11 protein-coding genes are annotated in these 14,525 nt (G+C 53.6%); 3 read left to right on the top strand and 8 right to left on the bottom strand.

Annotated elements, in window-relative coordinates; all coding sequences use genetic code 11:
* Positions 1–254: 254 nt before the first annotated feature.
* Entirely contained in the window at positions 255–1,613 is a 1,359-nt protein-coding gene (glpT, locus tag ABIE10_RS11050) for a glycerol-3-phosphate transporter (RefSeq protein ID WP_016153802.1), read from the top strand.
* Positions 1,614–1,616: 3 nt separating this feature from the next.
* Positions 1,617–2,684, top strand: coding sequence for a glycerophosphodiester phosphodiesterase (glpQ, locus tag ABIE10_RS11045; protein WP_049281472.1), 1,068 nt, complete (start codon positions 1,617–1,619; stop codon positions 2,682–2,684).
* A gap of 172 nt (positions 2,685–2,856) precedes the next feature.
* Here glpQ and yfaE read toward each other — a convergent pair whose 3' ends face one another.
* The 4 genes from yfaE to ubiG all read right to left on the bottom strand — a co-directional run bounded on the left by yfaE (position 2,857) and on the right by ubiG (position 7,811).
* Positions 2,857–3,111 (bottom strand): ferredoxin-like diferric-tyrosyl radical cofactor maintenance protein YfaE, encoded by a 255-nt coding sequence (gene yfaE / locus ABIE10_RS11040; RefSeq protein ID WP_016153800.1) that lies wholly within the window; start codon positions 3,109–3,111, stop codon positions 2,857–2,859.
* Complete coding sequence (nrdB, locus tag ABIE10_RS11035; protein ID WP_016153799.1) at positions 3,111–4,241, bottom strand: class Ia ribonucleoside-diphosphate reductase subunit beta; 1,131 nt, start codon at positions 4,239–4,241, stop codon at positions 3,111–3,113. The genes yfaE and nrdB overlap by 1 nt, the downstream gene beginning before the upstream one ends.
* Before the next feature lie 112 nt (positions 4,242–4,353).
* Entirely contained in the window at positions 4,354–6,639 is a 2,286-nt protein-coding gene (nrdA, locus tag ABIE10_RS11030) for a class 1a ribonucleoside-diphosphate reductase subunit alpha (protein ID WP_016153798.1), read from the bottom strand.
* A gap of 443 nt (positions 6,640–7,082) precedes the next feature.
* Positions 7,083–7,811: a bifunctional 2-polyprenyl-6-hydroxyphenol methylase/3-demethylubiquinol 3-O-methyltransferase UbiG gene (gene ubiG / locus ABIE10_RS11025; protein WP_075847744.1), complete on the bottom strand. Its 729-nt coding sequence runs from the start codon at positions 7,809–7,811 to the stop codon at positions 7,083–7,085.
* A gap of 158 nt (positions 7,812–7,969) precedes the next feature.
* Here ubiG and gyrA point away from each other — a divergent pair, with 158 nt between their 5' ends.
* Entirely contained in the window at positions 7,970–10,606 is a 2,637-nt protein-coding gene (gene gyrA, locus ABIE10_RS11020; protein ID WP_046275481.1) for a DNA topoisomerase (ATP-hydrolyzing) subunit A, read from the top strand.
* A gap of 43 nt (positions 10,607–10,649) precedes the next feature.
* Here gyrA and ABIE10_RS11015 read toward each other — a convergent pair whose 3' ends face one another.
* Genes ABIE10_RS11015 through atoD form a run of 4 tightly spaced genes read right to left on the bottom strand, consistent with a single transcriptional unit; the run spans position 10,650 to position 14,496 of the window.
* The gene (locus ABIE10_RS11015) at positions 10,650–11,834 is read right to left on the bottom strand and encodes an acetyl-CoA C-acetyltransferase (RefSeq protein WP_323643054.1); all 1,185 of its coding nucleotides are present in this window, start codon (positions 11,832–11,834) and stop codon (positions 10,650–10,652) included.
* A 30-nt stretch (positions 11,835–11,864) separates the two neighbouring features.
* The gene (locus tag ABIE10_RS11010; RefSeq protein ID WP_016153794.1) at positions 11,865–13,187 is read right to left on the bottom strand and encodes a TIGR00366 family protein; all 1,323 of its coding nucleotides are present in this window, start codon (positions 13,185–13,187) and stop codon (positions 11,865–11,867) included.
* Positions 13,184–13,834 carry a 3-oxoacid CoA-transferase subunit B gene (locus ABIE10_RS11005; RefSeq protein WP_016153793.1) on the bottom strand — a complete coding sequence of 217 codons (651 nt, stop codon included), beginning with the start codon at positions 13,832–13,834 and terminating at the stop codon, positions 13,184–13,186. The genes ABIE10_RS11010 and ABIE10_RS11005 overlap by 4 nt, the downstream gene beginning before the upstream one ends.
* Before the next feature lie 2 nt (positions 13,835–13,836).
* Entirely contained in the window at positions 13,837–14,496 is a 660-nt protein-coding gene (atoD, locus tag ABIE10_RS11000) for an acetate CoA-transferase subunit alpha (RefSeq protein WP_016153792.1), read from the bottom strand.
* Positions 14,497–14,525 lie beyond the last annotated feature (29 nt).

Below are 14,525 nucleotides of genomic sequence, written 5' to 3'. Positions count from 1 at the left end.
TCGTTTTTTATCATTTAGCCACATAAAAAACATGGATTGTTTGATTTCGCGCATAATCGCTCATTATTCGAAAATGAAACGTGATTTCGTGCGCCTTTATGAACATTTGTCATAAATCTGTAACAATATGTGCAGCGTTTCACATTTTTGTTATGTATCTTTCCTTAACATCGCGGCCACACTGGGAGCGGTAGGGTAGTAATGACGAACTGCAGTGTTTACTTCGAATGAAAGACGGCCACGGAGGCTACACTATGTTGAGCATTTTTAAACCAGCGTCACACACGGCGCGTTTGCCTGCAGCGGAGATCGACCCGACATATCGTCGATTACGTTGGCAGATCTTTCTGGGGATTTTCTTTGGCTATGCCGCGTACTATCTGGTACGTAAGAACTTTGCCCTTGCGATGCCGTATCTGGTTGAGCAAGGTTTCTCGCGTGGCGATCTGGGTTTTGCGTTATCCGGTATCTCCATTGCTTACGGATTTTCGAAATTCATCATGGGGTCCGTTTCGGATCGCTCGAATCCGCGCGTTTTCCTGCCAGCGGGTCTGATTCTGGCCGCCGCTGTCATGTTGTTCATGGGCTTTGTGCCGTGGGCGACTTCGAGCATTGCGGTTATGTTTGTGCTGCTGTTCCTCTGCGGATGGTTCCAGGGAATGGGTTGGCCGCCGTGTGGTCGTACCATGGTGCACTGGTGGTCGCAGAAAGAGCGTGGGGGCATTGTTTCCGTCTGGAACTGTGCGCACAACGTGGGCGGTGGTCTGCCTCCTCTGTTGTTCCTGCTGGGTATGGCCTGGTTCAATGACTGGAAAGCGGCGCTGTACATGCCTGCTTTCGGTGCGATCGTCGTCGCGCTGTTTGCTTTTGCTCTGATGCGTGATACGCCGCAGTCTTGTGGCCTGCCGCCTATCGAAGAGTACAAGAACGACTACCCGGACGATTACAACGAGAAAGCGGAAGAAGAGCTGACTGCGAAGCAGATCTTCATGCAATACGTACTGCCGAACAAACTGTTGTGGTACATCGCTATCGCCAACGTGTTTGTTTATCTGCTGCGTTACGGCATCCTGGACTGGTCCCCGACCTATCTGAAAGAAGTGAAACATTTCGCGCTGGATAAATCATCCTGGGCCTACTTCCTGTATGAATATGCGGGTATTCCGGGCACGCTGCTGTGCGGCTGGATGTCGGATAAAGTCTTCCGTGGCAACCGTGGTGCGACCGGCGTGTTCTTTATGACGCTGGTGACTATCGCGACTATCGTCTACTGGATGAACCCGGCAGGCAACCCGAACGTGGATATGGCTTGTATGATTATCATCGGCTTCCTGATCTACGGTCCGGTAATGTTGATTGGTCTGCATGCGCTGGAACTGGCACCGAAAAAAGCGGCGGGTACGGCGGCTGGCTTTACCGGTCTGTTTGGTTATCTCGGCGGTTCCGTAGCGGCGAGCGCCATTGTTGGCTATACCGTTGACTTCTTCGGTTGGGACGGCGGCTTTATGGTGATGATTGGCGGTAGCGTGCTGGCGGTTATTCTGCTGGTGGTCGTCATGATTGGCGAAAAACGCCATCACGAAGAGATCGCACTGAAGCGTAACGGGGGCTAATAGATGAAAACCACATTGAAAAGTCTCAGCGTGGCGCTAATGCTGACAGGTATTGTGGTGAGCAGCGCGGCGGTTGCCGCAGAAAAAATCGTGATTGCGCACCGTGGTGCCAGCGGTTATCTACCGGAGCATACGCTGCCAGCAAAAGCGATGGCTTATGCTCAGGGGGCTGATTACCTGGAACAGGATTTGGTGATGACCAAGGACGACCATCTGGTTGTCCTGCATGACCACTACCTTGACCGCGTCACCGATGTTGCCGAGCGTTTCCCGGATCGTGCGCGTAAAGATGGGCGCTACTACGCTATCGACTTTACGCTGGATGAGATTAAATCGCTGAAATTTACCGAAGGCTTTGATATCGAAAATGGCAAAAAGGTCCAGACCTGGGCGGGGCGTTTCCCGATGGGTAAATCTGATTTCCGTGTGCACACTTTCGAAGAAGAGATTGAGTTCGTTCAGGGATTAAATCATTCAACCGGTAAAAACATTGGCATTTACCCGGAAATGAAAGCGCCGTGGTTCCATCATCAGGAAGGGAAGGACATTGCGGCTAAGACGCTGGAAGTGCTGAAAAAGTACGGGTACACCGACAAGAACGACAAGGTTTATCTACAGTGTTTTGATGTCGCAGAGTTAAAGCGCATTAAGAATGAACTGGAACCGAAGATGGGGATGGATCTCAATCTGGTACAGTTGATTGCGTACACTGACTGGAATGAAACTCAGGAGAAAAAGCCGGACGGTAGTTGGGTTAATTACAACTACGACTGGATGTTTAAACCGGGTGCCATGAAGCAGGTTGCGCAGTATGCGGACGGCATTGGGCCGGACTATCACATGCTGATTGATGAGAAGTCGAAGAAAGGCAATATCTCGTTAACGGGTATGGTACAGGACGCGCATCAGAATAAGATGGTGGTGCATCCTTATACCGTTCGTGCCGATCAGCTGCCGGATTACACCACTGACGTAAATCAGCTGTATGACATTCTGTATAACAAGGCGGGCGTTGACGGGCTGTTCACCGACTTCCCCGACAAAGCAGTGACATTCCTGAATAAAGAGTAATGGCACAAGGTCTGTGATGCACCTCCGGTCACAGGCCTGGTTGGATCAAACGTTATTAACGGCTAGATAAGGCCGTCTGCCGTCAACGTGGCCATACCTGCCTCCAGGAGAAATAAAGAGCTGCCGTCCATCGGCGGCTCTTTTTTAGTCCTAATTTTTATCCCGCCACGCGTTACAGCTCTATTTCAATATCGCCTTTTGCCCGACAGCAGCAGGGCAAAATTTCACCTGGCTGAATGAAGGCCAGAGGTTCGGCAATCCAGTCGACCTGTCCCGCTACCAGACGGGTACGGCAGGAGCCGCAATAACCTGCGCGGCACTGGTATTCAACTTCAACATTGTGCGATTCGAGCGCGGCAAGCAGGGAAGGGTGTTCATCCTGGCACAGCAGTTGTGTGCCAGAGATGCGCAGAGTAACGCGGCCCATCAGAGCTGGAAGTTACTCAGGTCGTCGGTATCGACTTCCGAATCGATCTGGCCGACCAGGTAAGAGCTGACTTCCACTTCCTGCGGCGCAACCTGCACGTTATCAGACACCAGCCAGGTGTTGATCCATGGGATTGGGTTAGAGCGGGTCTGGAACGGCAAGTCGAGTCCGACAGCCTGCATACGGATGTTGGTGATGTACTCAACGTACTGGCACAGAATGTCTTTATTCAGGCCAATCATTGAGCCGTCACGGAACAGATAATCCGCCCACTCTTTTTCCTGCAGCGCGGCCTGTACGAACAGGTCGTAACATTCTTGTTTACACTCTTCGGCGATTTCCGCCATTTCCGGATCGTCCACACCGCTGCGCAGTAGATTCAGCATATGCTGGGTCCCGGTCAAATGCAGGGCTTCATCGCGGGCGATCAGGCGAATAATTTTCGCGTTGCCTTCCATCAGTTCGCGTTCGGCGAAGGCGAAGGAGCAGGCGAAGCTGACGTAGAAGCGGATCGCTTCCAGCGCGTTCACGCTCATCAGGCACAGATACAGCTTCTTCTTCAGTTCACGCAGGCTTACGACAACCGTTTTACCGTTAACGGTATGCGTGCCTTCGCCCAGCAAATGCCAGTAGCTGGTCATCTCAATCAATTCGTCGTAATAGCTGGAAATGCCTTCCGCGCGTTTCTGGATCTGCTCGTTGGTGACGATGTCATCAAACACCACCGCCGGATCGTTCACGATGTTACGAATGATGTGGGTGTAGGAACGGGAGTGGATCGTTTCTGAAAACGCCCATGTTTCCACCCAGGTTTCCAGCTCAGGGATCGAGATTAACGGCAGCAGCGCCACGTTCGGGCTACGTCCCTGAATGGAGTCCAGCAGCGTTTGATACTTCAGGTTGCTGATGAAGATATGCTTTTCATGTTCCGGCAGCGCCTGGAAGTCGATGCGATCGCGAGAAACATCAACTTCTTCCGGACGCCAGAAGAAAGAGAGCTGCTTTTCGATCAGTTTTTCGAAGATGTCATATTTTTGCTGATCGTAGCGGGCGACGTTCACCGGCTGGCCGAAGAACATCGGTTCCAGAAGTTGGTTATTTTTCGTCTGTGAAAAAGTGGTGTATGCCATTGATGTGAATCCTTTGTGGGATGAGTGCCGGATGGCGTTACAAGCACCCTTTCCGGCCTACAAACCAAGCTACTGTAGGCCGGGTGAGCCTGGTGCCACCCGGCATCGTTCATCAGATCTTACATGCGCCGCTTTCGCAGCCATCGTCCTGAATGGACGGCACCAGATCGTCCTGAGAATCTTCCGCACCGTCACGGGTGTTTTGATAATACAGCGTTTTGACACCAAATTTGTAGGCGGTGAGCAGGTCTTTCAGCAACTGCTGCATCGGTACTTTTCCGGATGGGAAGCGCGACGGATCATAGTTGGTGTTGGCGGAAATCGACTGATCGATAAATTTCTGCATGATACCAACCAGCTGCAAATAGCCATCGTTGTTCGGCATTTCCCACAGCAGTTCGTACGCGTCGTGCAGGTGTTCGTAGTCCGGCACGACCTGGCGCAGAATACCGTCTTTCGACGCTTTGATGCTCACATAGCCGCGCGGTGGTTCAATACCGTTGGTGGCGTTAGAGATCTGCGAAGAGGTCTCCGATGGCATCAGGGCTGACAGCGTGGAGTTACGCAGACCGTGCGTTTTGATGGATTCGCGCAGTTGTTCCCAGTCCAGATGCAGCGGCTCGTTGACAATAGCATCGAGATCTTTTTTATAGGTATCGATCGGCAGAATACCTTTGGAGTAAGTCGTTTCGTTAAACCACGGGCACGCGCCTTGCTCTTTCGCCAGCTCGTTAGAGGCTTTCATCAGGTAATACTGAATGGCTTCAAAGGTTTTGTGAGTCAGGTTGTTCGCGCTGCCGTCAGAATAACGCTTACCGTTTTTCGCCAGCCAGTAGGCGTAGTTGATCACGCCAATACCCAGCGTACGGCGACCCATCGCGCCGCGTTTGGCGGCAGGAATCGGATAATCCTGATAATCGAGCAGCGCATCCAGCGCGCGCACCGCCAATTCGGCCAGCTCTTCCAGCTCGTCCAGGCTGTTGATAGCACCGAGGTTAAATGCGGACAGCGTACACAGCGCAATTTCGCCGTTTTCGTCGTTAACGTCGGTCAGCGGTTTGGTCGGCAGGGCGATTTCCAGGCACAGGTTAGACTGGCGCACCGGAGCGACAATGGGATCAAACGGGCTATGGGTGTTGCAGTGGTCAACGTTCTGAATATAGATACGCCCGGTAGAGGCACGTTCCTGCATCATCAGTGAGAACAGCTCAACGGCTTTCACGCGTTGCTTGCGGATACTGTCGTCGTTTTCATATTTGGTGTACAGACGTTCGAATTCGTCCTGGTCGGCGAAGAATGCATCATACAGGCCCGGGACGTCGGACGGGCTGAACAGCGTGATGTCGCCGCCCTTCAGCAGACGGGTGTACATCAGTTTGTTGATCTGTACGCCGTAGTCCATGTGACGCACGCGGTTGCCTTCGACGCCACGGTTGTTTTTCAGGACCAGCAGGCTTTCAACTTCCAGGTGCCACATTGGGTAGAACAGCGTTGCAGCACCGCCGCGTACGCCGCCCTGGGAGCAGGATTTTACCGCGGTCTGGAAGTGCTTGTAGAACGGAATACAACCGGTGTGGAACGCTTCTCCGCCGCGGATCGGGCTACCCAGCGCACGGATGCGACCGGCGTTGATACCGATGCCGGCGCGCTGGGAAACGTATTTCACAATCGCGCTGGAGGTGGCGTTGATGGAGTCCAGGCTGTCGCCGCACTCGATCAGTACGCAGGAGCTGAACTGACGGGTAGGGGTGCGCACGCCGGACATAATCGGCGTCGGCAGCGAAATTTTAAACGTAGAAACGGCGTCGTAGAAACGTTTTACGTATTGCAGACGCGTTTCACGCGGATAGTTAGAGAACAGGCAGGCCGCTACCAGAATGTAGAGGAACTGCGCGCTTTCATAAATCTCACCGGTAACACGGTTTTGTACCAGGTATTTACCTTCTAACTGCTTCACCGCAGCGTAGGAGAAGGTCATATCGCGGTCGTGTACGATGAACGAGTCCATCTGCTTGAACTCTTCTTCCGTGTAGTCTTCCAGCAGATGATTGTCGTATTTGCCCATTTCAACCATTTTTACGACATGGTCGAACAGTTTCGGCGGTTCAAACTCGCCGTAGGCTTTTTTGCGCAGATGGAAAATCGCCAGGCGAGCAGCCAGGTACTGATAATCCGGTGCCTCGCGGGAGATCAGGTCGGCGGCAGCTTTGATGATTGTTTCATGGATATCGGATGTCTTGATACCGTCATAAAACTGAATGTGGGAGCGCAACTCGACCTGAGAAATCGATACGTTATTCAGTCCTTCTGCCGCCCAATCCAGAACTCGGTGGATTTTGTCGAGATTGATGCGCTCTGTACTACCATCACGCTTTGTCACCAGCAGACTCTGATTCATGTGGTTTTTTACCTGTCCGTGAAAGAAAAAATATCCCCCATATTATCCACAAAGTCATGTTGTGACTAAGTCTGTGGATAAATACTATATGTAGGGGTTGTTTGATAAAGTAGACGCTATATGGTGAGTATTCTAGTAGGGATTCTTTTCAGTACAAGAGTTGATTTTGAGGTTAAATTGAGGTTGCAAAAGGGTAATAATCGCTAAGTGCGCGTCTTATAAGGCCTGGCGAGGATGTCAATAATTGAGAAAAAAAATAGAAAATTTGATCGAGTGCTGATTTCTTCATCTAAGGCAAGGTAAGTTCTTATGACCTGGCGCAAAAATTGCCCTGACGATCCTACTCAGGATTGGTAGGCGATGCGCAGGCCCGAAAGCTGCGCACTATCGGGCACGGTGCCGGATTGCGGCGTTGCACGCCTTATCCGGCCGGGTGGAGGAGGTTAATCTGCTTGCGCGGTAGTGTGTACCATATAGTTCACATCAACGCCGGGGCCGAGTTTAAAACTGTTGGTGATCGGGTTGTAGTGCAGGCCGGTCATATGACGCTCTTTCAGCACGGTCTGGTCAACCCACTCTAACAGTTCAGCCGGCTTAATGAATTTTTTCACATCATGCGTGCCTTTCGGCACCATACGCAAAATATATTCCGCGCCGACCACCGCCATTAGCCAGGATTTGCCGTTGCGATTAAGCGTGGAGAAAAACACTTCGCCGCCCGGTTTGACCAGTCTGGCGCAGGCCCTGACCACCGACTGCGGGTCCGGTACGTGCTCCAGCATTTCCATGCAGGTCACAACGTCATACTGATGCGCATGTTTTTCCGCATGTTCTTCAACCGTTTCTTGAACGTATTCCACCTGGATGCCACTCTCCAGCGCATGCAGTTTTGCTACCTGTAACGGTTCAAAGCCCATGTCCAGCCCGGTGACGGTTGCGCCCTCGCGCGCCATGCTTTCCGCCAGAATGCCGCCGCCGCAGCCGACGTCGAGTACCTTTTTACCAAACAGGCCGCCTGAGCGCTCCGTGATATAGCCCAGGCGCAGCGGGTTAATACGGTGCAGTGGCTTAAATTCACCCTCAAGATCCCACCAGCGTGACGCGACTGCTTCAAACTTGGCAATTTCTTCCTGATCAACGTTGTGAGTTACCGGAGGTTTTTCGGCATTCATTGGGGCTTCTACTCCTAAATTTGCGATGCAAATGAGTATATCAGCCTGACGGGATGAATAAAGCCTCTGTCAGGGGGAATCCATTTACCTGAATCTGCACGGATGTGTTATAATTTGCGACCTTTGAATCCGGGATACAGTAGAGGGATAGCGGTTAGATGAGCGACCTTGCGAGAGAAATTACACCGGTCAACATTGAGGAAGAGCTGAAGAGCTCCTATCTGGATTATGCGATGTCGGTCATTGTTGGCCGTGCGCTGCCGGACGTCCGAGATGGCCTGAAGCCGGTTCACCGTCGCGTACTTTACGCCATGAACGTATTGGGCAACGACTGGAATAAAGCCTATAAAAAATCTGCCCGTGTCGTTGGTGACGTAATCGGTAAATACCACCCTCATGGTGATACCGCCGTTTACGACACCATTGTTCGTATGGCGCAGCCATTCTCCTTGCGTTACATGCTGGTAGATGGTCAGGGTAACTTTGGTTCTGTCGATGGCGACTCCGCAGCGGCGATGCGTTATACGGAAATCCGTATGTCGAAAATCGCCCATGAGCTGATGGCTGACCTGGAAAAAGAAACGGTGGATTTCGTCGATAACTACGACGGCACCGAACAAATTCCTGACGTCATGCCAACCAAAATTCCTAACCTGCTGGTGAACGGCTCGTCCGGTATCGCGGTAGGTATGGCAACCAACATTCCGCCGCACAACCTGACGGAAGTGATCAACGGCTGCCTGGCATACATTGACGATGAAGACATCAGCATTGAAGGGCTGATGGAACATATTCCTGGTCCGGACTTCCCGACCGCCGCGATCATCAACGGTCGTCGTGGTATTGAAGAAGCCTACCGTACCGGCCGTGGCAAGGTGTACATTCGCGCGCGCGCGGAAGTCGAAGCGGATGCCAAAACTGGCCGTGAAACCATCATCGTCCATGAAATTCCGTATCAGGTGAACAAAGCGCGCCTGATCGAGAAAATCGCCGAGCTGGTAAAAGACAAACGCGTTGAAGGTATCAGCGCGCTGCGTGACGAGTCTGACAAAGACGGTATGCGCATCGTGATTGAAGTGAAACGCGACGCAGTCGGGGAAGTGGTTCTGAATAACCTCTACTCCCAGACCCAACTGCAGGTTTCTTTCGGTATCAACATGGTTGCGTTGCACCATGGACAGCCGAAAATCATGAACCTGAAAGATATTATTGCTGCGTTTGTACGTCACCGCCGTGAAGTCGTAACCCGCCGTACTATCTTTGAACTGCGTAAAGCCCGCGACCGTGCGCACATCCTTGAAGCACTGGCGATTGCGCTGGCGAACATCGATCCGATCATCGAACTGATCCGCCGTGCGCCGACCCCGGCAGAAGCGAAAGCAGGGCTGGTCGCGCGTTCGTGGGAGCTGGGTAACGTTTCTGCCATGCTGGAACGTGCCGGCGATGATGCCGCGCGTCCTGAATGGCTGGAACCGGAATTTGGCGTGCGTGACGGTCAGTACTACCTGACTGAACAGCAGGCCCAGGCCATTCTGGATCTGCGTTTGCAGAAACTGACCGGCCTTGAGCACGAAAAACTGCTCGACGAATACAAAGAGCTGCTGGAGCAGATCGCTGAACTGCTGCACATTCTGGGTAGCGCCGATCGTCTGATGGAAGTCATCCGTGAAGAGATGGAGCTGATTCGTGAACAGTTCGGCGACGCACGTCGGACCGAAATCACTGCGAACAGCGCTGACATCAACATCGAAGATCTGATTAGCCAGGAAGATGTTGTCGTGACCTTGTCTCATCAGGGCTACGTGAAATATCAGCCGTTAACCGATTACGAAGCGCAGCGTCGTGGCGGTAAAGGCAAATCTGCAGCACGAATTAAAGAAGAAGACTTTATCGACCGCCTGCTGGTGGCTAACACCCATGACACGATCCTCTGCTTCTCCAGCCGCGGTCGTTTGTACTGGATGAAGGTTTATCAGTTGCCGGAAGCAAGCCGTGGTGCGCGTGGACGTCCTATCGTCAACCTGCTGCCACTGGAAGCTAACGAACGTATCACCGCAATTCTGCCAGTACGTGAGTACGAAGAAGGCGTCAACGTCTTCATGGCAACCGCCAGCGGTACCGTGAAGAAAACAGCGCTGACCGAGTTCAGCCGTCCGCGTTCAGCCGGTATCATTGCGGTTAACCTGAACGAAGGCGATGAGCTGATTGGCGTTGACCTGACGTCTGGTAGTGACGAAGTTATGCTGTTCTCTGCTGCCGGTAAAGTGGTGCGCTTCAAAGAGGGGGCTGTTCGTCCGATGGGACGTACCGCGACCGGCGTACGCGGTATCAAACTGGCGGAAAGCGACAGCGTGGTATCGCTGATCGTTCCGCGCGGTGAAGGTGCTATCCTGACCGTTACCCAGAACGGCTACGGTAAGCGTACGGCGGCGGAAGAGTATCCGACCAAGTCTCGTGCGACCCAGGGCGTTATCTCCATCAAAGTCACCGAGCGCAACGGTTCCGTTGTCGGCGCAGTGCAGGTTGAAGATACCGACCAGATCATGATGATCACCGATGCAGGTACGCTGGTGCGTACTCGCGTGTCGGAAATCAGCGTGGTAGGACGTAACACCCAGGGCGTGATCCTCATCCGTACCGCGGAAGATGAAAACGTTGTGGGTCTGCAACGCGTTGCTGAACCGGTTGATGATGAAGAGCTCGACTCCATCGACGGTAGCGCTGCTGAAGGGGACGAGGATATCGCGCCTGAAGCGGAAAGCGATGACGATGCAGCGGACGACGCTGAAGAGTAATTAAGACGTGATAAAAAGGGCCGGAAATATCCGGCCCTTTTTTTTAATTCATTCGCTCCACTATCATCGCAATGCCCTGACCGCCGCCGATGCACAGTGTGGCCAGTCCAAGCGTTTGATCCCGTGCCTGTAGCGCATGCAGCAGCGTCACCAGTATTCGTGCGCCGCTGGCGCCGATAGGGTGTCCCAGCGCAATTGCCCCACCGTTGACGTTAACCTTTTGCAGATCAAATCCCAGCGTTTTACCAACGGCAAGAAACTGAGCAGCAAATGCCTCGTTGGCTTCGATCAGATCGATATCAGAAAGCTGTAAGCCGCTCAGTTGCAGTGCCTTCAGCGTGGCGGGAACCGGCCCCATCCCCATCATAGCCGGTGCTACGCCGCCACTGGCCCAGGCTTTGATTCGCGCCAATGGCTTCAGCCCAGCCTCCAGTGCTGCGGACTCTTCCATTATCACTAATGCCGCTGCACCGTCGTTGATCCCCGAGGCGTTACCTGCGGTGACGGTTCCTGCTTTATCGAAGGCTGGACGCAATGCGGCGAGGCCTTCTGCCGTCGAGTCAGCTTTGGGGAATTCGTCACGCTCAACGATGATGGTTTTCTTCCGTGATGACACGCTGACGGGCACGATTTCAGCCTCAAATGCGCCAGACTCGATTGCGGCAACGGCTTTACGCTGTGACTGCAGAGCCAGTTCATCCTGCATTTCGCGGCTGATGCCATACTCTTTGGCAACATTTTCTGCAGTGATCCCCATGTGGTAACCATGCTCGGCGCAGATCAGGCCGTCGCGCAGAATAACGTCGGACAATTGCCCGTCACCGAGGCGATAGCCCCAGCGGGCTTTTGCGTCTAACAGGTAGGGGGCCAGGCTCATGTTTTCCATCCCTCCCGCGACGATCGCCTGGGCTTGTCCGGCCTTGATAGCGAGGGCGGCAAGCGCCACGCTTTTCAGGCCAGAGCCGCACACTTTGTTGACGGTAAAGCCGCAAACGGTGTCGGACAGGCCGCTTTTTAATAATGCCTGACGCGCTGGGTTTTGCCCGAGTCCTGACTGCAGCACGTTGCCCATGATCACCTCGTCCACGCGCTGTGGGTCAAGGTGCGCGCGTTCAAGAGCGGCTCTAATGACGGTTGATCCAAGCTCGACGGCACCCGTAGTTGCCAGTGCGCCGTTAAAACTGCCGATTGCGGTACGTGCCGCGCTGACGATGACACAGTTTTTCATTTTTCAGTTCCTTTAATTAAGTTGTTGCCGTCAGAACAAGGTCAATCCAATAACAAAAATGACGCCGGAGAAGAGCAGGGCGGTGATGCAGTACCCCATAATGTCGCGTACTCCGAGACCGGCGATGGCCAGCGCGGGTAGCGCCCAGAACGGTTGTGCCATGTTCATCCACTGCTCACCGTAGGCGATGGCCATGACTGATTTGCCAAGATCGGCACCCAGCGCCTGAGCGGCAGGCATGACGAACGGTCCCTGAATAACCCAATGGCCACCGCCGGATGGCACGGCAAAGTTAATCAGGGCTGAACTGAAGAAAGTCATCAGTGGGAAGGTATCTTTGTTGGCAACGTTGATGAAAAATTCAGTAATGAGCCCACCGAGGCCGGAGTGCTCCATCATCAACTGAATGCCGGCATAGAAGGGGAATTGCACCAGAATCCCGGCGGTGCTGCGTGCCGCAGCACTGACGGCACGCATATAGGCCATCGGCGTTTTGTGCAGCAGCAGACCGGCAATCATAAACATCAGGTTGACGGTATTGATGGTGATGTTGAAACCTTTCTCGGCAAAGTAGATACCCAGATAGGCAATCCCTAATGCACCGATGATCAGCGCCAGAATGCGGCTCTCTTCCAGTTTTTCAGATGGCGGCGCATCTGGCGGTAGTTTCTTCTGAAAATCAGCTTCTTCCAGTAACAGTTTCGGATCGATGCTCACCACATCTGAAGGTTTTGGCGTCATCATCCGGGTGATAAACGGCATCACCACAATCAGGCCGAGCGTGATGAAAATATTGAAGCCGGTGAACAGGGTATCCGCGACAGGAATGAGGCCCGCTACGTGCTCGACCGGGTTGCCAGGCGTTGCCGCCAGCAAAGGCATTGAGCCGGAGAAGCCGCCGCCCCAGGTCAGGAACCCGATGTAGGCGCAGGCAATCAGTAACGGATAATCGGAACCCGGTACCCGACGAGCAACTTCGCGGGCGAACATCGCCCCGACCACCAGACCAAATCCCCAGTTAATAACGCAGGCAACTGAACCAAAAAAAGTCACCAGCATGACGCCCTGAGCGGGGGTTTTGGCGGCGGATGCCGCCGTACGCAGCAGGCTTTTCACCGGCCCGGAACTGGCTAACGCATGGCCGGTTACGATGATCAGCGCCATCTGCATACCAAACGCCAGCAGGTTCCAGAAACCGTCACCCCAGAATTTCACCATGCTGATGGGGGTCTGCGGCGTTAACCACAGCGCGATGCCAAAGGTCAGCAACGTTAATAACATGGCGAAAATCAGTGGGTCGGGCAGCCAGCGGCTGACTACCCGTGTCATAAAGCGAGCGATGCGGCCAATCATGCGTCACCTCGCAGGATGCGCAGATCGTCGGCAATTTCAAACTGTGCTTCGGTTTTTTCACATAGCGTGGCGATGTCGCATCCTTCGATGATTTCAGTCAGCCACATCTTGCCATCTATAAAGCGGAATACAGCCAGCTCGGTGACCAGCATATGCACAGCATGCTGTGCAGTGAGCGGCATGGTGCATTGACGCAGGATTTTTGCGGAGCCGTCTTTTGCGCAATGCTCCATGGCGATAATGACTTTACGCGCACCGGTCACCAGATCCATTGCGCCACCCATGCCGGGTACCATCTTGCCGGGAACCACCCAGTTGGCGAGGTTTGCCTGCTCATCGACCTGCAACCCGCCAAGCACACAGGCATCAACATGACCGCCGCGAATCAACGCGAACGACATGGCGCTATCAAACATCGCCGCGCCCGGCAAAATACCGCACGGTTGGCCACCCGCGTTCACCAGGTCAGGATGGGCGGTGGTGACTGGGCCCAGTCCCAGAAAACCGTTCTCAGATTGCAGCGTAATGTGAATATCAGCAGGTAAGTAGTTGGCTACCATCGTTGGCAGGCCGATACCTAAGTTGACGATATCGCCATCGCGAAGTTCTTGCGCCACCCGGCGCGCAATACGTTGTTTAGCATCCATGATTAGCTCTCCTGTGGAATGACGATATGGTCGATAACGGCGGCGGGGGTCACAATCTGGTCAGGCTGCAGCTCCCCTGTTTCAACCATTTCGTCCGGTTCGACCAGCGTGATATCAGCGGCGAGGGCAATCAGAGGGTTAAAGTTACGGGCGCTGAGCTGGTAGGTGAGGTTGCCAAGCATGTCAGAGCGGTGGGCGCGAATAAGCGCTAAATCGGCGCGTAATGGGCGTTCAAGCAGCCAGGTTTTACCCTCAAGCGTCATGGTTTGCTTGCCTTCTTCCACGATGGTGCCAACGCCAGTGGGGGTCAGAAAGCCGCCAAGACCCGCGCCGCCGCAACGAATCTGCTCGATCAGGGTACCTTGCGGAACCAGCTGTACATCCATCTCGCCGGCAATCATGCGACGACCGGTTTCCGGGTTTGTACCAATGTGCGAGGCAATCACTTTGCTCACCCGCCCATTGACGATCAGGGGGCCGATACCGGTATCGACAAAGGCGGTATCGTTAGCAATCAGTGTCAGATCTCTGACGCCGGATTCCAGCAGGGCTTCAACCAGACGAGGTGGTGTGCCAACGCCCATAAAACCACCGACCATGATGGTCATGCCGTCACGAAAGAAGCCCGCAGCGTCTTGTAAGGTAATCAGTTTTGTTTTCATTATGTTTCCCTTTTTGCATACTCCATTTT

Origin of the sequence: Citrobacter sp. 506, assembly GCF_050434985.1 — a bacterium.
Classification (GTDB): domain Bacteria; phylum Pseudomonadota; class Gammaproteobacteria; order Enterobacterales; family Enterobacteriaceae; genus Citrobacter; species Citrobacter braakii.
Note: the sequence above shows the minus strand (reverse complement) of the source record. Positions and strands in the feature narration are given on the sequence as shown.